17 protein-coding genes and 3 rRNA genes are annotated in these 22,636 nt (G+C 40.9%); 5 read left to right on the top strand and 15 right to left on the bottom strand.

Annotation, left to right across the window (positions count from 1 at the left end):
* Positions 1-14: 14 nt before the first annotated feature.
* The 4 genes from tdh to ADS77_RS14710 all read right to left on the bottom strand — a co-directional run bounded on the left by tdh (position 15) and on the right by ADS77_RS14710 (position 4,060).
* Complete coding sequence (gene tdh / locus ADS77_RS14725) at positions 15-1,040, bottom strand: L-threonine 3-dehydrogenase (protein WP_054204359.1); 1,026 nt, start codon at positions 1,038-1,040, stop codon at positions 15-17.
* 51 nt (positions 1,041-1,091) lie between these two features.
* Complete coding sequence (locus ADS77_RS14720; protein WP_054204360.1) at positions 1,092-2,288, bottom strand: glycine C-acetyltransferase; 1,197 nt, start codon at positions 2,286-2,288, stop codon at positions 1,092-1,094.
* Between the two features lie 141 nt (positions 2,289-2,429).
* Positions 2,430-2,987: a D-glycero-beta-D-manno-heptose 1,7-bisphosphate 7-phosphatase gene (gmhB, locus tag ADS77_RS14715; protein WP_054455096.1), complete on the bottom strand. Its 558-nt coding sequence runs from the start codon at positions 2,985-2,987 to the stop codon at positions 2,430-2,432.
* Entirely contained in the window at positions 2,984-4,060 is a 1,077-nt protein-coding gene (locus tag ADS77_RS14710) for a glycosyltransferase family 9 protein (protein ID WP_054455095.1), read from the bottom strand. Before ADS77_RS14710 ends, gmhB begins: the two co-directional genes overlap by 4 nt.
* Positions 4,061-4,187: 127 nt before the next feature.
* On the opposite strand from ADS77_RS14710, the gene ADS77_RS14705 reads away from it, so the two are divergent.
* Entirely contained in the window at positions 4,188-4,910 is a 723-nt protein-coding gene (locus tag ADS77_RS14705) for a 3-deoxy-D-manno-octulosonic acid kinase (protein WP_054455093.1), read from the top strand.
* 36 nt (positions 4,911-4,946) lie between these two features.
* Here the strand turns inward: ADS77_RS14705 and hldE are convergent, their stop codons facing one another.
* Together hldE and ADS77_RS14695 are read right to left on the bottom strand one after the other, a co-directional pair.
* The gene (gene hldE, locus ADS77_RS14700) at positions 4,947-6,386 is read right to left on the bottom strand and encodes a bifunctional D-glycero-beta-D-manno-heptose-7-phosphate kinase/D-glycero-beta-D-manno-heptose 1-phosphate adenylyltransferase HldE (RefSeq protein WP_054455091.1); all 1,440 of its coding nucleotides are present in this window, start codon (positions 6,384-6,386) and stop codon (positions 4,947-4,949) included.
* On the bottom strand, positions 6,386-6,976 hold the full coding sequence (locus ADS77_RS14695) for an SIS domain-containing protein (protein ID WP_054455089.1): 591 nt from the start codon (positions 6,974-6,976) through the stop codon (positions 6,386-6,388). The genes hldE and ADS77_RS14695 overlap by 1 nt, the downstream gene beginning before the upstream one ends.
* 365 nt (positions 6,977-7,341) lie before the next feature.
* Here ADS77_RS14695 and waaA point away from each other — a divergent pair, with 365 nt between their 5' ends.
* On the top strand, positions 7,342-8,619 hold the full coding sequence (gene waaA, locus ADS77_RS14690) for a lipid IV(A) 3-deoxy-D-manno-octulosonic acid transferase (protein WP_054455088.1): 1,278 nt from the start codon (positions 7,342-7,344) through the stop codon (positions 8,617-8,619).
* Entirely contained in the window at positions 8,612-9,175 is a 564-nt protein-coding gene (locus ADS77_RS14685; protein ID WP_054455085.1) for a DUF1415 domain-containing protein, read from the top strand. Before waaA ends, ADS77_RS14685 begins: the two co-directional genes overlap by 8 nt.
* A gap of 35 nt (positions 9,176-9,210) precedes the next feature.
* Here ADS77_RS14685 and ADS77_RS14680 read toward each other — a convergent pair whose 3' ends face one another.
* From ADS77_RS14680 to purL, 4 genes are all read right to left on the bottom strand, one after another.
* Positions 9,211-9,546: a YdbL family protein gene (locus tag ADS77_RS14680; RefSeq protein ID WP_054204368.1), complete on the bottom strand. Its 336-nt coding sequence runs from the start codon at positions 9,544-9,546 to the stop codon at positions 9,211-9,213.
* Between the two features lie 9 nt (positions 9,547-9,555).
* Positions 9,556-9,738 (bottom strand): YnbE family lipoprotein, encoded by a 183-nt coding sequence (locus ADS77_RS14675; protein ID WP_054204369.1) that lies wholly within the window; start codon positions 9,736-9,738, stop codon positions 9,556-9,558.
* Positions 9,731-12,193 carry a YdbH domain-containing protein gene (locus tag ADS77_RS14670; protein WP_054455162.1) on the bottom strand — a complete coding sequence of 821 codons (2,463 nt, stop codon included), beginning with the start codon at positions 12,191-12,193 and terminating at the stop codon, positions 9,731-9,733. Before ADS77_RS14670 ends, ADS77_RS14675 begins: the two co-directional genes overlap by 8 nt.
* Before the next feature lie 112 nt (positions 12,194-12,305).
* Positions 12,306-16,190, bottom strand: a complete 3,885-nt coding sequence (gene purL, locus ADS77_RS14665) for a phosphoribosylformylglycinamidine synthase (RefSeq protein ID WP_054455084.1) — start codon at positions 16,188-16,190, stop codon at positions 12,306-12,308.
* A 210-nt stretch (positions 16,191-16,400) separates the two neighbouring features.
* On the opposite strand from purL, the gene mltF reads away from it, so the two are divergent.
* Complete coding sequence (gene mltF / locus ADS77_RS14660; protein ID WP_054455082.1) at positions 16,401-17,855, top strand: membrane-bound lytic murein transglycosylase MltF; 1,455 nt, start codon at positions 16,401-16,403, stop codon at positions 17,853-17,855.
* Positions 17,856-18,172: 317 nt separating this feature from the next.
* Here mltF and tadA read toward each other — a convergent pair whose 3' ends face one another.
* The gene (tadA, locus tag ADS77_RS14655; RefSeq protein WP_054455080.1) at positions 18,173-18,676 is read right to left on the bottom strand and encodes a tRNA adenosine(34) deaminase TadA; all 504 of its coding nucleotides are present in this window, start codon (positions 18,674-18,676) and stop codon (positions 18,173-18,175) included.
* A gap of 179 nt (positions 18,677-18,855) precedes the next feature.
* Between tadA and ADS77_RS14650 the strand changes: the two genes are divergently transcribed.
* Positions 18,856-20,160, top strand: a complete 1,305-nt coding sequence (locus ADS77_RS14650; RefSeq protein WP_054204373.1) for an inosine/guanosine kinase — start codon at positions 18,856-18,858, stop codon at positions 20,158-20,160.
* A gap of 16 nt (positions 20,161-20,176) precedes the next feature.
* On the opposite strand, the gene glsB is transcribed toward ADS77_RS14650, so the two are convergent.
* The 4 genes from glsB to ADS77_RS14630 form a co-directional block, all read right to left on the bottom strand.
* On the bottom strand, positions 20,177-21,100 hold the full coding sequence (glsB, locus tag ADS77_RS14645; RefSeq protein ID WP_054455079.1) for a glutaminase B: 924 nt from the start codon (positions 21,098-21,100) through the stop codon (positions 20,177-20,179).
* 947 nt (positions 21,101-22,047) lie between these two features.
* A 5S ribosomal RNA gene (gene rrf, locus ADS77_RS14640) occupies positions 22,048-22,162 on the bottom strand.
* Between the two features lie 57 nt (positions 22,163-22,219).
* A 5S ribosomal RNA gene (rrf, locus tag ADS77_RS14635) occupies positions 22,220-22,334 on the bottom strand.
* Positions 22,335-22,526: 192 nt separating this feature from the next.
* Positions 22,527-22,636: ribosomal RNA gene (locus ADS77_RS14630) — 23S ribosomal RNA — on the bottom strand; the annotation flags it as partial.

Here is a 22,636-nt window from a genome sequence, read left to right as displayed (position 1 = left end):
AAATCTAAATTGAGCTAATCCCAATTTAAAATAACTTTACCTGATTGGCCTGAAATCATCATATCAAAGCCTGCTTGGAAGTCATCAATTGAATACTGATGAGTGATAATTGGATTAAGGTCTAAACCAGACTGAATAAGGCTGGCCATTTTGTACCATGTCTCAAACATTTCACGGCCGTAAATACCTTTAATCACCAAGCCTTTAAAGATCACTTGGTTCCAATCAACAGCCATATCTGATGGAGGAATACCCAACATGGCAATTTTACCGCCATGATTCATGTTATTTAACATACCATTAAATGCAACTGGTACACCTGACATCTCAAGACCAATATCAAAGCCTTCTGTCATACCTAGCTCTTTTATTACATCCTCAAGCTTTTCATTGGCAACATTAACGGCGCGAGTAGCACCCATTTTACGTGCTAAATCCAAGCGATATTCGTTTACGTCTGTAATAACTACATGGCGAGCACCCACATGTTTAGCAACGGCAGCAGCCATAATGCCGATCGGGCCAGCACCGGTGATCAAAACATCTTCACCCACTAAATCAAACGACAATGCGGTATGCACTGCATTACCAAATGGGTCAAAAATAGAGGCTAATTCATCGCTGATATTATCCGGTATCTTAAATGCATTAAATGCAGGGATCACTAAATACTCAGCAAACGCACCTTCACGGTTTACACCAACACCCGTGGTGTTGCGGCATAAATGTACTCGTCCAGCACGGCAATTACGACAATGCCCACATGTAATATGACCCTCGCCTGAAACGCGATCACCAACACTAAAACCACGGACTTCTTGGCCCATATCAACCACTTCACCTACATATTCATGGCCAACAACCATAGGTGTTGGAATGGTGTTTTGCGCCCACTCATCCCATTTATAAATATGTACGTCGGTACCACAAATTGCAGTTTTACGGATTTTAATTAATAAATCGTTATGGCCAACTTCAGGTTTTGGCGCATCTGTCATCCAAATACCGGGTTCTGCTTTTAATTTAGATAATGCTTTCATGAATCACACTCAATAAAAAACCGCGACAAAAGCGCGGCTTAAAATAATAAATTAGATAACGCCCATTTCTTTACCAATGCGGGTAAAGGCTGCAATTGCGGTGTCTAGTTGTTCAATGCTGTGCGCCGCAGAGATTTGCGTACGGATACGTGCTTGGCCTTTTGGCACAACAGGGAATGAAAAACCTGTAACATAAATACCTTCAGCCAATAACTTATCAGCCATAGCTGATGCGACTTTTGCATCACCTAACATCACTGGAATAATCGCATGATCTTTACCTGCACACGTAAAACCTGCGGCTTCCATTTGTTCACGGAAGTACTTAGCATTTGACCATAATTTAGCACGAAGCTCACTGCCATCAGCTAACATTTCAAGCACTTTAATTGAGGCCGTTACAATTGAAGGGGCTAGTGAATTAGAGAATAAATATGGACGTGAACGCTGACGTAGCCATTCAACAATCTCTTTTTTACCCGATGTATAACCACCCGATGCGCCACCAAGCGCTTTACCTAATGTGCCTGTAATAATATCAACACGATCTAACACATTGCAATATTCAGGTGTTCCTTTGCCGTTTTCGCCAACAAAGCCTACTGCGTGAGAATCATCAACCATTACTAATGCATTGTATTTATCAGCAAGGTCACAAACGGCTTCTAAATTACAAATAACACCGTCCATTGAAAACACGCCATCAGTTGCAATTAATTTATTTTTAACGCCGGCTTCGTCTGCTGCAATAAGTTGTTTTTCAAGGTCAACCATGTCGTTATTAGCGTAACGAAAACGCTTAGCTTTACACAAACGTACGCCATCGATAATTGAGGCGTGGTTTAATGAATCAGAGATAATCGCGTCATCAGGACCCAAAATCGTTTCAAATAATCCCGTGTTAGCATCAAAACATGAAGAATATAAAATGGTATCTTCAGTTTCTAAAAACTCACTGATTTTTTTCTCTAACGTTTTATGAATATCTTGTGTACCACAAATAAAGCGAACAGATGCCACACCAAACCCATGATCATTTAAGCCATTTTGCGCAGCTTGAATTAATTCAGGGCTATTGGCTAAGCCTAAGTAGTTATTTGCACAAAAGTTAATTACTTTATCTCCAGAAGCAACTTCAATTTGCGCTTGCTGTTGAGAGGTAATTATACGTTCGTTTTTATATAGGCCTTCGGCTTTAACATCTTCAATTTGCTGTTGAAGTTGGCTAAAAAATGCAGATGCTCTCATCTGTAGTCTCCAATTTATTGAACGGGGTTAGCGCGAATAATATAACGCGCAGCTCATCTTTGTGGCTATTGTAAAAGTTTAGCTAAACAAATGCACTGTTTGTAGTTCGTCGCAGAAAAAATAGGCTGCCATTAATGATCATTATTGAGGTAACAATATATGAGGCAAATCAGCTAATGAATCGCAAACATGGTGCGCAGACTCAATAACACTCATCTCAAAACGTTGCCCAGATCGTACAAGTACTCGCGTTGCAATACTCGCGGCACTTGCCGCTTGCATATCACTGATCTTATCCCCCACCATAATACTTTGCGCAGGGTCGATATTATGCTCTTTAATACCCTGTAATAACATGCCTGGAGCCGGCTTACGACAGTCGCACTCTTTAAGATAATTTGGCTGTGCGTTTTTAGGGTGGTGTGGGCAAAAGTACACATCGGTTACTCGCACATTGTGCTGATTAAATTGTGCAATCATCCAGTGTGTTAAAGCGTTGAAGTCCGCCTCATTATAATATCCACGGCCAATACCTGACTGATTAGTCACTATAATTAATTTATATCCAGCATCTACAAATGCTTTACAGGCTTGAAAAACGCCGGGTACAAATTCAAACTTTTCAGGCTCATAAACATAGCCATGGTCAATGTTAACCACGCCATCACGGTCTAAAAACAATGCTTTATTGGCATTCATAATGGTGGCTCTATATCATTATTTATTTCAAGAACAACCCTTTCAAACATGACAATCACATCATCAACTTGTATTTGGCTCATTAACTCACTGCCTTTAATGCGCGTGCCCCAAGGTAATTGTTCCGCTGTTTTGCCTGTTTGTTTAAGTAAATTTTGATGATACACCTCAACCACATAGTCTTGGTATAAATACGGCCCAGTACGTTTTGGGTTTGAATGTGCATATAAGCCTATCACTGGAGTACCCACTGTAACCGCCATATGTGCAGGCCCCGTATCTGGAGCAAGCACCAATTCAGCACGTTTTAATACACATAAAAGCTCTTTGAGCTTCGTTTTACCCACTAAATTTAAAATAGGTGTTTGCGTATTAGCAATAATTTGCGCGCTAAGCTCAATTTCTAAAGGAGTAGGTCCGCCCGTAATAACGACATTAAACCCTTTACTATGTGCATGTTCAGCCATTTTTGCGTAACGCTCTGCTAACCAATTACGCTCTTTTTTACTGGCAGCTGGTGATATCACAAAAATACGCCCAGCTAAACGCTCAGCGCCAAGTAATTGATCCGCAATAGCCTGATCTTCACAGCTTACGGGCATCTTCCAAGTAGGCTTATAATCAGGTACGCCGATGGCGTGAGCAAAGCCTTTAAAGCCTTCTAATACATGTGCTTGCTGCGCAGGTGCTATACGCTTATTAATAAATAAACTATGTAACTCTTTTGACCGCGCCCAATCAAAACCCACTTTTGTTTTTGCAGGAATACAACGTGCCACTAAGTTCGCGCGCAATGCAACTTGCATATGCAGCAAAACATCAAACATGCGACCTTTAAATTGTTGCTTTAACTGCTGATAAGCCACTTTACCTTGCTTTTTATCAAACACCACCAGCTCTACGCCAGGTAAACCAGCTAAGAGCATCGCCTCAACTTTTCCTACCACCCAAGTTATTTTGGCATTAGGGTGTGCTTTTTGAATTGCTTGTACCGCTGAAACGCCATGGCACACATCACCAATTGCTGAAAGTCTTAAAATACAGATGTCTGAATAACTAGGAATTTGGCTCACTGGCGCTCTTCACTTAACAATAAACTATGGCTTGATCTTAAATTAACCACTCGCTATTGCAAGCACTTATGCTCCGCTTTAAAACAGGTTAATATACCCTTATCGGTTGTTATAAAGTAAATACGCTATGTTTAACCAACAAACCATTAATGAACACATTCTTTTAAGTCATCCAGAGCACAGCGCCCAAGTTAGCTTAAACTGGTTTGATAATGAATATTGGCAGCAGCAAAAAAAAATTGTCGGTACAAAAAAAGGCCGCGCAACAGCATGGTTTTTTTGTCATGACAAATTAACAGCGGTACTCAGGCACTATTGGCGAGGAGGTTTAGTAGGTAAAGTATTGAGCGATCAATACTTGTATTTAGGCCTTGAAAAAACACGCGTTTATCAAGAGTTTAATTTGATGATAAAACTCACTGAGTTAGGCCTAAATGTACCAAAACCAATTGCAGCTAAAGTTTCAAAATGTGGTTTAATTTACCGTGGTGATATTATTACCCAAGCTATAGCAGGCGCACAAAGTGTACTTGATGTTTTAAAGCAACGCCCTTTCACCGAGCAAGAGTTAACAAAAGTAGCAGATACGATTGCTAACTTTCATAACCATGGCGTGTATCACGCAGATTTAAATATCAATAACATCCTCTTTGATGAAACAGGTGAGGTCTATATTATCGACTTTGATCGCGGCGAACTAAAAACACCGACAAAACAATGGCAGCAAGCTAATATGGCCCGCCTTGCTCGTTCGTTCAATAAAGAGCAAGGTCGTAACCAAGTGATGCATTGGCAGCAAAACGACTGGCAGCATCTTGAATATGCGTACCAGTCAGCCTTAAGGGATTAACTTAAGCTAATTGCCCAAGGTAACTAATTAAAATAGTTAAGCTTTAATTTTACTGATCACTTTAGATGTAGAACAGCCATTTAAAAATTCAAGCACCTCTACTTTTCCGCCATGGCGCAGTACGTGCTCCGCACCTGCAATTTGATCAACCGTGTAATCGCCGCCCTTTACTAAAATATCAGGACTGATCTGTTCGATTAATTTAGCTGGGGTGTCGTTTTCATCTAAGCTACCAAATGGTATAACCCAATCAACTGAAGCCAGTGCACTTAACACCATTGCGCGCTCATCAAGCGGATTAATTGGGCGCTCAGGGCCTTTTAAGCGAGTAATTGATTCGTCATTATTTAAACCAACAACTAGACGATCACCTCGTGCTTTTGCCTGTGCTAAATAACGTACATGACCTGCGTGTAAAATATCAAAACAGCCATTCGTAAATACAATTGTTTCGCCATTTTGCTTAGCAAATTCAATATGCTGAAGAACATCATCAAATGGGGTTTGATAATGCTCACCCGTTTTTTGTAAATACTGACCTAGTTTACGGCTCAGCTCTTCAGGCGACACGGTTGCAGCGCCTAATTTACTCACCGCAATCCCCGCGGCAAGGTTCGCTATCTCTACCGCATCTTTAGGCTTCATGCCCGCACCAAGCATAACAGCGAGGGTTGCAATTACAGTATCACCCGCGCCAGTTACATCACTCACTTCAAGCTGCTGTGCTGCAAAATCATGTTTTTCATTAGCACTAATAAGCGACATTCCTTGCTCTGAACGAGTCAGTAGCATTGCTGCAACGCCCGCATCTTTGATTAACTGACGCGCACTTTCAGTAAGGTTTTTCTCAGAGTCAGTTTTACCACCAGCTAGCTTAAATTCATTTAAGTTAGGAGTAATGTAATCAGCACCACGATAAAGATTTAAATCCGATGACTTAGGATCAATTAATACCGTTTTACCTGCTTTTTTTGCCATTGTGATCATTTGCTGGATCAACGAAAGTGAGCCTTTGTTGTAATCAGAGAACAATACAAAATCATACTGATCTAGTACCAACTCTAGGCGATTCAACAACAACTGGCTATGCTGCTGTGTAAACATTTCTTCTAAGTCTAAGCGCACTACTTGTTGGTGACGGCTAATAACACGCATTTTTGAAATAGTCGGCAAATCGCATACACTCACAAGTTGTGAGTCAATACGCTCATCTGCCAGTATATTTTCAAGGATTTGACCGCTTTCGTCTTCACCAATCAACCCAAGCAGACCTACCTTGCCATCTAAACGAGCAATGTTCTTTGCCACATTGGCAGCGCCACCCGCTTTGTCTTCAAATTTACTAACTTTAACAATGGGAACTGGAGCCTCAGGTGAGATACGTCCTGAATCACCATGCCAGTAGCGATCGAGCATTACATCGCCAACAACCAGTATTCTCGCATTTGATAAATGTTTAAATAGCGCTAAATCCATTAACTTTTCCCCGCTACAACCATATCAATCGCTTCACAAAGCCAATGGCCAATAAACATGTGCGCCTCTTGAATACGGGCGGTTTCATCATCTTTAATTATGATCGGTAGCTTAGCAATATCTTTTACTTTACCGCCATCACGCCCAGTTAACGCAACGGTGTAAGCACCAATCTCATTTGCAGCCGCTAACGCTAAATTAATGTTGGCACTAGTACCTGAGGTTGTTAAACCTATAACTAAATCTTCAGGCTTGCACAGTGCAAGAACTTGGCGCTCAAATACAGTGTCAAAATGATAGTCGTTACTATGCGCCGTTAAAATTGACGTATCGGTTGTTAGTGCCATTGATGCCAATGGCCCACGCTCTAATTTATAACGCACAACAAATTCTGCGGCTAAATGCTGCGCATCTGCTGCGCTGCCACCATTACCAAACCATACCACTTTGCCACCAGCTTCGAGTGCGCTATGACACACTTCAAGCAATTGCATGACTTGTGGATGGTACATTTGCATTGTTTCAAACAATGCTTGGTGACGTGCTAGACTTTCAAGGTAGCTGCTTGCTACTGAATCAACATTAGACATTTATAATCCTCTCAAAATTAGTCTGACTAGCTACTATCAAAAAGGCGCTACTGATAAACAAGCATAGTCTTCACTAAACCACTATCACTGTGTGCGAAGCAGTTTTATATATTTTATTTGCGGCTATTACTAAAATGGTTTGTCGTATTCGGAGCCCTATAATGATGCATTCAAAGCGAGCTTCGGCTTTTTATAGCGAATTTAAATACCAACACTATTATTATTTTTGCAAAGATAACGAAATATTACCAAATTAGCGCTAACTAAACACCCAAAACTCTTTGATATAACGCTTTTTAACAATTTCATATTTTGCTTCTCGGTTATCCACGTTATCATTACACTTTATTATTTGAGGCTTAAAAATGGCACGTTTTTTTTATTCGCTTGTTCTTTACCTACTAAGCCCACTTATTGTTTTTTACGTCTATATACTGCGCGGTAGAAAAAATTCCGCCTATCGTGATCATTTTATGGAGCGCTTTGGTTTTATAAACGCTAATCTCTCCACTAATCCTCCTGTTATGATCCACTGTGCGTCAGTAGGTGAAGTACTTGCCGCATCGCCTCTCATTAAAAAATTACAACAGCAATTACCAAACACGCCTTTACTTATTACGTGTAATACACCGACTGGCAGAGAGCAAATAAAGAATAATTTTAATTCATCGGTGCACCTATCTTACTTACCGATGGATTTTCCATGCGCAACAGCCCGTTTTTTAAAACGTACGAAGCCCGCCATGCTGTGTATTTTAGAAACCGAGCTTTGGCCTAATTTAATGGCTCAGTGTAAGCAACAAGGTATTCCCGTACTTGTACTCAATGCTCGCCTTTCAGAAAAATCACTGCAAGGTTATCAAAAGGTTGCTCCATTAAGTAAAGCTATCATGGACTCAATAACCGCTTTAGCAAGCCACAACCAAGATGATGCAAACCGTTTTATTAAACTGGGCTTAAATGCAGAATATATTCATATCACTGGTTCTATTAAGTTTGATATTAGCCCAACAATCGAGCAATTAGATAAGGTAAAACACTTAAAAAAGCAATACAACAACCAGCGCTTCATTTGGGTGGCAGGCTCAACGCATCCTATAGAGCATGCGTTAATTTTGAATGCTCATAAACAGCTTTTAAAGCACTCCCCAGATGCATTGCTGGTTATTGCACCACGCCACCCAGAACAGTTTGATAAAGTAGCTACATTACTTGAAGACTCAGCATTGAGCTTCAGCCGCCGTAGTAACAATGACTACCAGGGCGAACACGTACTTCTTGCTGATACTCTAGGTGAACTACAGTGTTTATACGGTATGGCTGATATAAGTTATATTGGCGGTAGTTTAATTGAGCGCGGCGGGCATAACCCGCTCGAATCTGCCGCTTTCTCAGTTGGCGCTTTAACTGGCCCTCATACTTATAACTTTAATCATGTTTACCCTGAGCTAATTGCACTGGGTGGCGCTAAAAAAATCACGAGTACCGAGGAATTAAGCCAGCAACTTATTACACTTTGTCAGCAACCTTTACTTTGTATACAGCTAGGCGAACGCGCTGCACAGTGTGTTGCAAATAACCAAGGTGCTATCGCTAGGACTACCGCTATCATTAATGAACATTTAGAGCCACGTAATGACTGAATTAATAAACCTAAGTTTACCAGAGCAACAAACCCGCGAGTGGGTTTCAAGCGTCATTGTTAAATACAATTTTTGCCCATTTGCCCGTAAAGAAGTTGAGAGTAACTGCATACATTATCAAACAAGTAATGCCATTAGCATTGATGATGCTGTTATGGAAATGATTGAGCAATGTATTGAACTCGATCAGCTGCCTGAGCGTGAAACTACATTGCTCATGTTTGAACAAGGTTTTACTGATTTTGAAGAATTTTTAGATCTCGTTGATTTAGCTAATGCGCTGTTAGTCGCTCAAGGGTTTGAAGGTAAATACCAAATAGCGAACTTTCACCCTGACTATGTATTTGCAGACAGTGATGATAGCGACGCAGCCAATTATACTAACCGCGCGCCCTTCCCAACCTTACATTTAATTCGCGAGGCGAGTATGAGTGCCGCGTTAGATGAGTACAACGAGCCTGAGTCAATTCCAGAGCACAACATTAACCTAGCACGTCGTAAAGGTATCGATTTTTGGCAAGCCTTATTAGAGAACTGTAAAAAACCGAGCATGTGAGCTCGGTTTTTAATGCCCTTAAGTAATCACTGAGTTTATTTTTTAACCCATTCACCATTAACTTCAACGAAGTGCCCTGCTCGGGTTTTTTCAATCGTTTTTGCAGCTGCCAACGCCTCTACTTGCGCAAGTGATAGATTGTTCTTTTTAGCGAGTTTTAAATACTGCGCTTTACGCTTTGCATTAATTTCATCAACGACTGTTTTAGCTTCAGCGTTTTGAACTACTAATCCTAAATAACCAGAGCTATCTTCACCGACTAAGCCTTGGCTTTTTGCATCATCTAAACTAATAGCCCATGCAGAGAACGACAAACAAGCGGCACTCAAAAGTGTGATAAAATTTAGCTTTTTATTTTTAAATATACTCATCATTGCTCCTTAGAATAATTCACTGTCATCACTAAATAAACTGTCGAGTTCTTTATCAACTTTAACGCGAATTTCATGATCAACTTTCACATTTAAGTTAATTGTTATTGGTTCTTTAGCTGCCACTTCAACGCGGTGTGTGCACGCGCTTAGTAGCCCCAACGCCGATATAATTACTAACCATCTAGTCATTCTTGCTTCCTTTTGTTGAATACTCTTGTTCAACTTTTTGCGTAATTTCGTCACTTAAACGCAAGGCTCTGAGTAAAGTAAAAACGTTCTCTTCATGATTGTAGTTAAAGTTAACTTGTTGCGCTTGCTGTTGATTATAACCTTGTAAGTTTACTCCTAAAGTCATCCAACCATCAGGCTTTAAATTAACACTGCTATTAATTTTTTTAATGTCCAAATCTTCCAGTAAGCCCAGTACTGGGCCAAGTTCTTGCTGCTGGTCTTTAACCGCATTGAATGCTGCGTTATCTGTGATCAGCAACTTTGCTGTTCCTTTATTGACAAGTTCACCGCCTCGCACTTCAATGCCTGCGTCAGTAAAGTAAACAGGTAGTTGACCTGCGACTCTACCGGTTAAACTGATCCCCGATTTTTCATCAAGTGTGATCAGCTTACTTGCGTCGATATTATCAAACTTAACCAACGCTTGTTGGGGTTGATTTGTTAAACGATACTCATCAAGTAAAAAATGCCCACCCATAACATTGCCAGAGACATTTAAAAGCGCAGGCACGTTTTCCTGAACTTGCCAATACCCATTAAGTTGCTCAACAACTGCGCCTGCACGTAATTCATTAAGCTCAAATGTAGTAGGTTCAACATTAAGCTGCCCTGAATCATACCGCCCCGTAAATTGAGTATTTAGCTGCTTAGCAAGGTAGTCTGTGTACAAACCACTAACACCCGTAACCTGTAAGGAGATATCTGCCTGCTGCAGATTTATATCGCCAGTAATACGCCCGCTGATAGTCCCATCAGTTAAGGTTGCTAACGGTTCAAACTGATGAAGCAGCGGATTAAGCTTAGTCACTAATTGATCCGATATTATAACTTCAAAAGGGTGAGCAGTACTGCTCATATTATGGCTGGCAACTAACTCGATGCCGTCTATAAATATGTGATGTGACGCTTGTAAAGCTCTACTTTGCAAACCTTGTGAACTAATGCGAATGTTTTTAAATTTGAACTCGTCACTTTGCAACATGGCCAACTTAGTTTCACTGGTTAAATCAAAAAACAGCTCCCCAACAGATAAACTTCCCGCTGCGGTTAACTGATTAGTAAGTTGAGTCAGTTTAATACTCCCTACTTTAACGGTATCTAACTTACTTGATAAACTCGCTGTTAAATGCTGATCACTTTGCAACTTAGCTTTAAATGTAGCGTGGTAATTATCAAGGCGGATATCGTCCACTTTTAGTTGCGCTAGCGCCAGCTCTGCTGATAACTCAACTTTGGGTTGTTCACCCAATGCGTTACTTATTAAAAAATGCCCTTGCGTATTCACTTTTTGTAAATCAACAGCGATAAAATCAGGTAGCGTAGCCATTTTTAATTGGAAATTACCATCAACATGATTGTTGCTAGTATTCGCGGCTATTTTCAATTGGGTAATATCATCGCTGGTAAATAGTAAATCCACTTGTGCTGATAGAGTCTCCAAGGCGCTATTGATGTCCACAGCTAACTGCTGAATACGCATCTGTACGTGTGACTTTCCCTGCAAAGTTAGTTCATTCGCTGTCAATTGAGTGCCTTGCAGAGTGATTTTGTTGGGTAAAGTTAATTGCCAACTTAACGGTATTTGGTCAGCGATAAATTGCTGCTGCGCAGGATTAGTAATAACACCGTTTAAACCTTGTAAACACTCATTCTTAGCGTTAAATGTACTTGTTAATTGCTGAGCATCTACATTTATTAATTTAGTATTTAAGTGATAGTAACTACTTACATTGCCGTTACTTTTAACTGTCATCGGACAACTATCAATGACAGAGGAGAAACCAGCATCTAGCTTAGACTTTAACTTCAACTCAATACCATCAAAAGTAAAACTATGCTGACTCGTGAAATTAAGGCCTGCGAGTGAATTTGCTGTTGTCGCTTTCATTTTAGTTAGTAGCGTATCATTAAGCTCAATATGCCCCGATACTTTAGTCTTTGTTATTTTAACATCCGCTTTTACGTCACCAGCTACAAAAAACTCATTGATCACTGACTCATTAATACTGAGAGTTAACGGTTTTTGTAACTGAGCTTGCGTGATCTCTAATCGGTTTATATGTAATAACGGGCGACTTTGCGGTAACGCCAATACAAGCTTTTTAGCTGTTGACGACTCTGTTGAAGTATCAGAATTTGAGAGTATTAAATTCGCACGGTCAATCGTAATGTATTGGGTATTTACTGTAATATTTGCTAACTCTAACTGTTGCCCTTGATAAATCACACATGCCCGTTGCACGTGTAAATCTAATTTAGTCGTTAATGACCAGTCTAAGCAATGCAGCTCGACGCCAGAGCTACTCAATGTTGGCGCTATAAAATGTAAAGTGATCGGCATACGAAAAACATAGCCAAGTGTGATCACACTCATCAATAAAACTAATAACCCCCAACCAATACGCTTTAGCATATTATCCTTAAAATAGTCACGTTGACCTTTGTACAAGTTAAACAAAAAAGGCTGCACAATGCAGCCTTTTATTTTATCGCTAAAGTATGAACCTAGCTTGTATAAATGTAAATTAACCTACATTTTTACGTGCGTTACGGAACATACGCATCCACGGGCTATCTTCTTTCCACTCATCTGGGTGCCAAGAGTTAGCAACAGCACGGAAAACACGCTCAGGATGCGGCATCATTACTGTTGCACGACCATCCGCTGATGTGATACCTGTAATACCTTCTGGCGAGCCATTCGGGTTGTTAGGGTATTGCGTTGTTGGTTTACCGTGGTTATCAACAAACTTCACTGCCACAGTACCAGACTCAAGCGCCGCTTTAACAGCTGCATCGTTTGCAAATTCAGCATGACCTTCACCGTGTGAAACAGCGATTGGCATACGAGAACCAGCCATGCCATTAAAGAATACAGACGGATTTTCTTGCACTTCGACTAAGCTAAAACGTGCTTCAAAACGCTCTGATTTATTAGTCACAAAACGTGGCCAATGCTCAGTACCAGGGATCAATTCTTTAAGTGTTGATAGCATCTGACAACCATTACATACACCTAAGCTAAATGAGTCTTGACGCTCAAAGAAGCTTTGGAACTGGTCGCGTGCCATATCATTAAACAAGATTGATTTAGCCCAACCTTCACCAGCGCCGAGTACATCGCCGTAAGAGAAACCACCACATGCCACTAAACCTTTAAACTCTTCAAGACTTAAACGCCCTTCAAGAATGTCGCTCATGTGTACATCAACGGCTGCAAAACCAGCACGGTTAAACGCTGCTGCCATCTCTAAATGCGAGTTAACACCTTGCTCGCGCAAAATGGCCATTTTAGGCTTAGCGCCTGTAGCAATATAGGGTGCTGCAACATCTTCGTTTAAGTCAAAGTTAAGTTTAACGTTAAGGCCCGGGTCTGTTGCGTCAAATTTGGCATCAAATTCTTGCTTAGCGCAATCAGGGTTATCACGGCGTGCTTGCATTTGGTACGTTGTTTCAGCCCAAATAGTACGTAATTCTGTACGCGTATTACTTAATACAGCGTTGCCACCGCGATTAAATACCACGGTATCATCTTTGTTTAGCGTACCAATCTCATGACTGATTGCAGTAATACCATGCTCTGCAAATACCGCATTCACAGCAGCTAAATCACTATTAGCTACTTGAATAACAGCACCAAGCTCTTCGTTGTAAAGCGCTTCGATATCTGAACCTGTTAAACCGTCAAGGTTTACAGTAACGCCGGTGTGACCCGCAAATGCCATTTCAGCTACAGTGGTAAATAAACCACCGTCTGAACGGTCATGATAAGCAAGTAGCTTGCTATCGGCGACTAGCGCTTGCATTGCATTGTAGAAGCCTTTTAATAACTCAGGGCTATCAACATCAGGTGTTACATCACCCAATTGCTTATAAACTTGCGCAAGGCTTGATGCGCCCATACGATTTTTACCCGCGCCTAAGTCAACTAAGATAAGTGACGTTTCGCCTTTATCTGTACGTAGTTGCGGAGTAACCGTTTTACGCACATCATCAACACGGCCAAATGCAGTGATTATCAATGATAATGGTGCGGTTACTGATTTTTGCTCACCACTTTCATCCCATTGGGTTTTCATCGACATAGAGTCTTTACCCACTGGAATTGTTAAGCCAAGCGCAGGACAAAGTTCTTCGCCCACAGCTTTTACTGCTTCATACAAACCAGCATCTTCACCTGGGTGACCTGCTGCAGCCATCCAGTTTGCTGAAAGCTTAATGTTTTCAAGGCTACCGATATTAGCACACGCAATATTAGTTAATGACTCAGCCACAGCTAAACGTGCTGATGCACCGTAGTTAAGTAATGCCGCTGGCGTGCGCTCACCAAGTGACATAGCTTCACCATGGTAAGTATCATATGTAGCAGCTGTCACTGCACAGTTAGCCACTGGTACTTGCCACGGACCAACCATTTGGTCGCGTGCTACTAGACCTGTTACTGAACGGTCGCCAATGGTAATTAAGAACGTTTTTTCAGCAATCGCTGGCAAACGTAATAAACGTGTTGCCGCTTCACTTACATCAATACTCGTTGTGTCTAGTGCTTGACCTACAACTTGCTTTGATTGTGCTTCACGGTGCATTTTAGGTGCTTTACCTAGTAATACATCTAATGGTAAATCAACTGGGTTATTATCAAAATGACTGTCAGCAACAGTTAAATGACGCTCTTCAGTGGCTTCACCAATCACGGCATACTGTGCACGTTCGCGCTTACAAATAGCTTCAAAACGGTCAAAGTTTTCAACGCCTACAGCAAGTACATAGCGCTCTTGAGATTCGTTACACCAAATTTCATGTGGTGCCATGCCCGGCTCATCATTCGGAATATCACGTAACTGGAATTTACCACCACGGCCACCGTCATTTACAAGTTCAGGGAATGCATTCGATAAACCGCCTGCGCCCACATCATGGATAAACGCGATTGGGTTATCATCACCTAACTGCCAACACTTATCGATTACTTCTTGGCAACGGCGTTCCATTTCTGGATTTTCACGTTGTACTGAAGCAAAATCTAAATCTTCGTTTGATTGGCCTGACGCCATTGATGAAGCAGCACCGCCACCTAAACCAATGTTCATCGCAGGACCACCGAGTGCAATCAGCTTAGCGCCAACAGGGATTTCACCTTTTTGCACATGATCAGTACGAATATTACCTAAACCACCAGCCAGCATAATAGGCTTATGGTAACCACGTACCTCTAGACCATTATGACTTGTCACTTCTTCTTCATAGGTACGGAAGTAACCAACTAAGTTTGGACGACCAAATTCATTATTAAACGCAGCGCCACCTAATGGCCCCTCTGTCATAATGTCTAGCGCAGTAACGATACGCGCAGGTTTACCAAAATCAGTTTCCCACGGTTGCTCGTAACCAGGGATACGTAAGTTAGATACAGTAAAGCCAACTAAACCCGCTTTAGGCTTAGAGCCGCGACCCGTTGCGCCTTCATCACGAATTTCACCACCAGACCCCGTTGCTGCACCAGAGAATGGGGCTATTGCTGTTGGGTGATTGTGCGTTTCAACTTTCATCAGGATTTCAATATTCTCTTGATGATACGCGTATTCGCCTTCAACATTTGGGAAGAAACGACCTGCTTTAGAACCTTTCATTACTGCTGCGTTATCTTTATAAGCAGATAACACGTTTTCAGGGTTAAGCTCATAGGTGTTCTTAATCATCTTAAACAGTGATTTTGGCTGTACTACACCATCAATAGTCCAATCTGCATTAAATATTTTATGACGACAATGCTCTGAGTTTGCTTGTGCAAACATAAATAATTCGATGTCGTTCGGGTTACGCCCTAACTTTTGGAAGTTTTCTACCAAATAATCAATTTCATCATCAGCAAGCGCAAAACCTTGCTCAACGTTTGCTTTAGCAAGTGCTTCACGTCCACCACCTAAAATGTCAACCGATGACATTTGGCTCGGTGCGTCGGTACGGAACAACTTAGCAGCGTCATCAAATGAGCTATGCGTTGCCTCAGTCATACGATCGTGTAATAAAGCGGCAGTTTGGTTTAATTGTTCGGCGTTTAAATCGCCTTCAACATAATAAGCAATGCCACGCTCAACACGGTGTACTTGAGTTAACCCACAATTATGTGCAATATCCGTCGCTTTTGAAGCCCATGGCGAGATTGTGCCAGGACGAGGTGTTACTAACACCAATGTTCCTGCTGGTGTATGTTCGGCAATCGTTGGACCATAGGTAAGTAACTTCTCAAGCTTAATTTGCTCGTCACTTGAAAGCTCTGCAGTTAGATCTGCAAAGTGTGCATACTCAGCGTATACATTAGTGACTGGAAGTTGCGCCTGTTGGCAACGGGCTAAAATTTTCTGAACTCTAAAATCGGAAAGTGCTGGTGCACCACGAAGGATCAACATAGGTATTTTCATCCGGGGTTAGGGATTGAACGATATTTTAGACGGCCATTATAGTTCAAATAGGGTTCATATTTAACTCAAAATTACACTTTTCATCAAATTATCTTCTAAATTTTATACTACAGGGAATAAACGCAATAAAACCAATCGCCAAGTGACGTCATCACTTAGTTTTGATATAAGTGTATTATTGGATTTAAGGGGCTCGCTATGTTCAAACAAAAGCTAATTACAATCATTACGTTAGTAATGTTTTTGTGTGCATGCGATATGCAGCAGCAACAATCTCAACTCAGCCAGATAAAAACTCAAAATAAAATCAGAGTAGGCACCCTCGCGGGCGCAAGTAACTATTACCAAGCAGTCCAAGGTGAGCAAGGCTTTGAATACGAACTTGCGCAAGAGTTTGCTAATCACCTTGGTGTTGAACTGGAAATGGTGCCGTTTTTTAATTTATCAGATATGTTCTCACGCCTTGATAGTGGTGATTTAGATTTAATAGCCTCTGGTTTAACCTATAATAAAGTCAGAGCCCAAGACTATCGATTTGGTCCAACCTACCGCACAATAAGTCAAAAGCTTGTTTATAAACAAGGTCGAGTTCGCCCACGTGACTTTGATGATCTAACAGGTAACCTAACTGTCCTTTCAAAAAGTAGCCATTCATTAGCATTGCAGCAGATAAAAAACACGCACCCAGATATTAGTTGGCAAGAAACTGAAGATCTTGATGAAGAAGAGCTATTACAAGCAGTGATAGATGGCGAAATAGATTACACACTTGCAGATTCTCATACGCTTTCACTATTTCGACGTTACCACCCCAATCTAAGTATTGGTTTTTCTGTTACTCGCAACGATCCTATTGCGTGGTTATTGCGTAAAGATGGTGATGATTCCTTATATGCGTTAATGGTGCCATTTTTTGGTGATGCCAAACAAAACAATCAACTATATGTTTTAGAAGAGAAATACTTTGGTCATGTACGTCAGTTCAATTATGTGAATACGCTTGCCTATATAGAGGCAATTAAAGAAACACTCCCTAAATATCAACCTTGGTTTGAGCAATATGCTGGCAGCCTAGATTGGCGCTTATTAGCGGCTTTAAGCTATCAAGAGTCCATGTGGAATCCACGAGCGAGGTCGCCGACAGGTGTGCGCGGTATTATGATGCTAACGCGTAATACAGCAAAACAAGTGGGTGTAACTAACCGCCTAGCGCCAGAGCAAAATATAAAAGGAGGCTCTGAGTACTTAGCTAAACTTGTAAAAAGAATTCCAGATAGAGTTCCACAACCTGATCGTACTTGGTTGGCTTTAGCCTCATACAATATTGGTTGGGGTCATGTAAATGATGCCCGCATAATAACGGAGCAACAAGGCGCCAGCCCTGATAAATGGGCTGATGTGAAAAAACGATTGCCGCTACTCATTAAAAAGCGTTATTACCGAAAAACCAAGTATGGCTATTCTCGCGGTGATGTTGCAGTTAAGTATGTAGACAATATTCGTCGCTATTATGATGCGTTAGTTTGGTTGGATGAAAATAATGCGATTAATGAAGCACCAATACTGCTAGCTCCTACAGATCTAAATAATGACAAGGCGGAACCTAAAAAAGATCAAATAAAAGCACCTGTAATGACTAAAAGTAAGCAATAAAGTAGAGCATAGTGCGACTCACACAACTTTAAATAAGATAAAACAGTACAAACTAAAATATCTATTTACTTGTCACCAAATGATCACTAATGTGTAGTATCAAGTATATAATTAAATTATATCTTTCTCACTCTCACATTTTCAGGGGAAACCATGCTGAAACGTCGTCGCACACATTCGTTTAAACGGAATGTTATTTATTCATCATCTACCCGTCGCAGAATAATGCTGCGTAACCTGCAGAAAAAAGTAATTTGGCGTCGTAGAATGTTTGCCATGCAACAAATGGCGGAATTAAACGTTGCAGCCCCTGTAGGTTAAACCTTCAGGTCTCGCAATGCCTGCTTTGCAGCTTTTATTTCTCCTCGGCGACGTTTAAAAAAATCTGAAATGGTTTGACCGCATAAATCACTTAATACCCCAGCTTCAACTTCAACTTGATGGTTTAATCTACAATCTTGCAATAAGTTCATTATAGAGCCGGCAGATCCTGTTTTTTCATCCGCCGCACCAAATACCAAACGCTTAATCCGACTGTGTACCAATAATCCTGCACACATAGAGCAAGGCTCTAAGGTTACGTATAACGTACAGTCAATAAGGCGATAATTATTAAGCATCTTACCGCCTTCACGTATCGCAATCATTTCAGCATGTGCTGAAGGATCATTATCTGTAATAGATCGATTATAACCAGCAGCAATAAACTGGTTGTCTTTGACCAGCACCGCACCGACGGGAATTTCATTTAGCTGCTCAGCTTTTTTTGCGAACTCTAAGGCCTGTGTCATCCAGTATTGGTCGTTCAATAGCTCACTCATTGACTTAATCTTTTGCTAATTATTGTTTAATTATACTCATTTAGAGATATAAAATCATAACCATACTGATTAGTGATAAAAATAAAACAAATTAAAACCGCTTTAGCATGGCTCATACAGTGCAACTTGCGATATAATCCCTCGCTTTTTTTATTTAGCTCACAACACACGGGTAGCAAATGAAATTTCCTGGACGCCGCAGGCATAAACATTATTTTCCAGTGGAAGCAAAAGATCCACTTACTAATCAACTCAATGCCAGTGATAGGTTGCACCGCAGCTACATCACAGGTATAGATCAAATCGTAGTTGATATAGAAGCTAAAGTCGATCAAGCTTTCCTAGACGAATTTCAACTGCGCCGAGGTATGTCGCAGGTTATTGATAATGACATAACCAATGCATTATATGATCGTTTAAAACTCAACGACATGATCGATTATGAGTTTGCCGGTGGTACCATTGGCAATACCATGCACAACTACTCAGTACTAGCAGATGATCGCTCTGTACTGTTGGGCGTGATGAGCGAAAATATTAAAATTGGTAGCTACGCCTATCGTTTTTTATGCAACACCTCAAGTCGCGTAGATCTAGATTATCTGCAACCTGTAGATGGTCCAATCGGTCGTTGTTTCACACTCATTGACGATACTGGTGAACGTACCTTTGCGATCAGCGCAGGTTTAATGAATCATTTACGTCCTGAATCAATCGATCAAAACCTCATCGAAAACTCATCTGCGTTAGTGATAAGTGCTTACCTTATGCGTACACAAGGCAATGAAACTATGACCGAAGCTACAATGCAAGCGGTCAAATATGCCAATGATGCCGACGTACCGGTAGTACTTACATTAGGGACTAAATTCTTAATCGAACAAGACCCTACTTGGTGGGCGAACTTTGTCGATAAGCACGTTGATATTTTGGCAATGAATGAGGAAGAAGGGCTTGCAATAACAGGCTTTGAAGACCCTCTACTCGCCGCAGATAAAGCACTTGATTGGGTCGATTTAGTGATCTGTACCGCAGGTGAGAAAGGCTTATTTATGGCGGGCTATATCGATGAGCAGTTTAAACGAGAAACTGAGTACCCATTATTACCTGGCGCAATACCAGATTTCAATCGCTATGAATTTTCTCGTGCTATGCGCAAAGTTGACTGTCAACAGCCTACCCGTGCATATAGCCACACAGCACCATTTATGGGTGGCCCAGACTCGATTAAAAATACCAATGGTGCAGGTGATTGCGCATTAGCAGCCGTATTACATGACTTATCTGCAAATGTTTATCATAAACTCAATGTAGGTAATTCAGCTAAGCACCAACAACCAGCAATGACTTACTCATCATTATCACAAATAAGTAAGTATGCTAACCGAGCTAGCTTTGAAGTATTGGTTCAGCACTCCCCTCGCCTATCTCGTGGCTTACCGGAGCGAGAAGATTGCCTTGAACAAGTTTATTGGGAACAATAGCCCCCTTGGTATTTATTTAAAATATAGAGATATCAAGCTTATTAGATAGCAGCTCCAATGCTGCTATTCCCGCAACAGAATTACCAAATGAATTTAACCCAGGGGACCACACAGCCACTGTAAATTTATTAGGTAAAACGGCTAAAATTGTTCCTGACACACCTGACTTTCCAGGCATTCCAACCCTATAACCAAAGTCCCCAGCTGCGTCATATAAGCCACTCGTAAACAACAATGAATTTAGTTGCTTACTCTGAAGGCTAGAAAGGACTTGGCGGTTTGAAGTATTATCAACCCCCTTATTTGCTAAAAAATTATACGCTTTAGCTAGTTCAATGCAGTTTAACTCTATCGCACAAAAGTTAAAGTATGCCCACAATACATCATCAACTTCATTATTAAAGTTACCAAAGGACTTCATCAAATGCCCCATCGCGGCATTACGGTGACGAAACTCATACTCAGAGCTAGCAACTTTTTTATCGATACGAATCGTTTTATTTCCTGATAAAGTTCTAAACGCTTCTAACATGGAATGCATCGGTGCCGATAATCGACTATATAGCGCATCACAGGTGACGATCGCACCTGCATTAATAAAAGGGTTACGTGGTATACCTTTTTCAAACTCAAGCTGCGTTAGCGAGTTAAATGCAGTTCCTGATGGCTCTTTACCTACTCTCTCCCATAACTCGTCACCATAGCGTTGTAACGCTAGCGTTAAAGTCATCACTTTGGAGACTGATTGAATTGTAAAACGTTTGGAGCAATCACCAGCACAGAATGTCTGACCGTCAGTTGTGTAAATCGCAATTGAAAATTGATTAGCATCCACTTCAGCTAACGCAGGAATATAATCAGCAACTTTACCCTGTGAGAGTAATGGCTGTACATCTGCGGTGATGTCATTTAATACTTGTTGATAATCAGAGGTAGGCAATTTGACCCTCACTGGAATTGTAAAGAGAGATAAAATTCTATCATGTTAACTTCAAACGAGGTAACTTTGTTACTCTAATTGTAAATTTCACAAAGAAAAAGTTCTTCAAAATTAAAAAGCTACATCACCCTTCATCCTGTTATAGGGTATATCTCTGATGTAATACCAATCAGCGTAGATATGGGGTCTATTTAATGACAAGAAAATTGCGCTATAACTAGGCAAAAATTTTTATATCTAGGGCGTGTTGACCTTTGTGGATTGAAATTTGTTCAATCTAGGGGCGATTTAATCGCGGCGCGAGGTTTGTAACCTAGCGGGCTAAGTAAAAACCGAGTAACAAAGAGTCAATCGCCCCTAGGAAGAACCCTTTGGGCAGCGCATGTTTGGCATTTATACTGCGTTATCGCCTATTTATGGGGAACAACCACACGACATAGGCTCTGCCTTGCCTAAATACCAAACATACTGCTGCAAAATCAATCACGAAAGGTCAACACGCCCTAGTTGTTCTAAATAAAAAATCTTTAACGACATTATAGTCTTGATTTAATTCGTTAAATTGTTCAAATATTTATGCAGATTGGTATAATAACCTTCCTTTCAATTCTCTCGTGTTCGGCCGCAATCCCTCATGCTACGACTGATACCAATCGTGTTAAGTTAATGACCATTTATAGCGAAAGATAAATACAGTGATAACAAGGCAGATATTTTGACATGGTGTTGTTCTCGGCAATTGCTCCTGCATTGCTCTACCTCCTGCATACATGCAGTCGTACATGAAAAATTACTAACGCAGTTAGCGCTTTATTTAGTCCGCTAGAATGGTTAAATGTTTAAGCCGATTGGTATGAGTCTGTTTATTTTTTAATTGGCCGTTACATCACTTTCTTCCAAACGAAAGAAAGCCGCTTCATCTCTGAAGCGGCTTTTTCTAATTTAAATCCTGGCGATGACCTACTTTCACATAACAAATGCTACACTATCATCGGCGCTGTTTCGTTTCACTACTGAGTTCGGCATGGGATCAGGTGGGTCCAAAACGCTATTGTCACCAAGAAAATTCTTTTCTATTTTCTTATTTTTATATTTGCGCAATGCGACTTTTAATTTGGAGCCTGGCGATGACCTACTTTCACATAACAAATGCTACACTATCATCGGCGCTGTTTCGTTTCACTACTGAGTTCGGCATGGGATCAGGTGGGTCCAAAACGCTATTGTCACCAAGCAAATTTGGTATTAATTCGCTCTTTCGAGCCAATTAATTAAAATTTGGAAAATACTGATAATTGTCTTCTTACAACTTTAAGCTTATCGCTTACAGCTGTTAGTAAATCTACTTTAGTTGTCGCGATAAATCACGACCTACAATCTTAACTTCTTGCGCTTAAACAGTCACATAAAACGCGTTTGGCGTTGTATGGTTAAGCCTCACGGGTAATTAGTACAAGTTAGCTTAACATATCACTATGCTTCCACACCTTGCCTATCAACGTTGTAGTCTCCAACGGCCCTTCAGAGAGCTTATAG

The organism is Pseudoalteromonas porphyrae, from assembly GCF_001298125.1.
GTDB classification, from domain to species: domain Bacteria; phylum Pseudomonadota; class Gammaproteobacteria; order Enterobacterales; family Alteromonadaceae; genus Pseudoalteromonas; species Pseudoalteromonas neustonica.
This window is presented reverse-complemented; position numbering and strand designations above follow the sequence as displayed.

What these genes read in the sequence shown, in the direction of transcription:
- tdh (WP_054204359.1), bottom strand. Translation starts at nt 1,040, where the DNA reads ATGAAAGCATTATCTAAATTAAAAGCAGAACCCGGTATTTGGATGACA.
- ADS77_RS14720 (WP_054204360.1), bottom strand. Translation starts at nt 2,288, where the DNA reads ATGAGAGCATCTGCATTTTTTAGCCAACTTCAACAGCAAATTGAAGAT.
- gmhB (WP_054455096.1), bottom strand. Translation starts at nt 2,987, where the DNA reads ATGAATGCCAATAAAGCATTGTTTTTAGACCGTGATGGCGTGGTTAAC.
- ADS77_RS14705 (WP_054455093.1), top strand. Translation starts at nt 4,188, where the DNA reads ATGTTTAACCAACAAACCATTAATGAACACATTCTTTTAAGTCATCCA.
- hldE (WP_054455091.1), bottom strand. Translation starts at nt 6,386, where the DNA reads ATGGATTTAGCGCTATTTAAACATTTATCAAATGCGAGAATACTGGTT.
- ADS77_RS14695 (WP_054455089.1), bottom strand. Translation starts at nt 6,976, where the DNA reads ATGTCTAATGTTGATTCAGTAGCAAGCAGCTACCTTGAAAGTCTAGCA.
- waaA (WP_054455088.1), top strand. Translation starts at nt 7,342, where the DNA reads ATGGCACGTTTTTTTTATTCGCTTGTTCTTTACCTACTAAGCCCACTT.
- ADS77_RS14685 (WP_054455085.1), top strand. Translation starts at nt 8,612, where the DNA reads ATGACTGAATTAATAAACCTAAGTTTACCAGAGCAACAAACCCGCGAG.
- ADS77_RS14680 (WP_054204368.1), bottom strand. Translation starts at nt 9,546, where the DNA reads ATGAGTATATTTAAAAATAAAAAGCTAAATTTTATCACACTTTTGAGT.
- ADS77_RS14675 (WP_054204369.1), bottom strand. Translation starts at nt 9,738, where the DNA reads ATGACTAGATGGTTAGTAATTATATCGGCGTTGGGGCTACTAAGCGCG.
- ADS77_RS14670 (WP_054455162.1), bottom strand. Translation starts at nt 12,193, where the DNA reads ATGCTAAAGCGTATTGGTTGGGGGTTATTAGTTTTATTGATGAGTGTG.
- purL (WP_054455084.1), bottom strand. Translation starts at nt 16,190, where the DNA reads ATGTTGATCCTTCGTGGTGCACCAGCACTTTCCGATTTTAGAGTTCAG.
- mltF (WP_054455082.1), top strand. Translation starts at nt 16,401, where the DNA reads ATGTTCAAACAAAAGCTAATTACAATCATTACGTTAGTAATGTTTTTG.
- tadA (WP_054455080.1), bottom strand. Translation starts at nt 18,676, where the DNA reads ATGAGTGAGCTATTGAACGACCAATACTGGATGACACAGGCCTTAGAG.
- ADS77_RS14650 (WP_054204373.1), top strand. Translation starts at nt 18,856, where the DNA reads ATGAAATTTCCTGGACGCCGCAGGCATAAACATTATTTTCCAGTGGAA.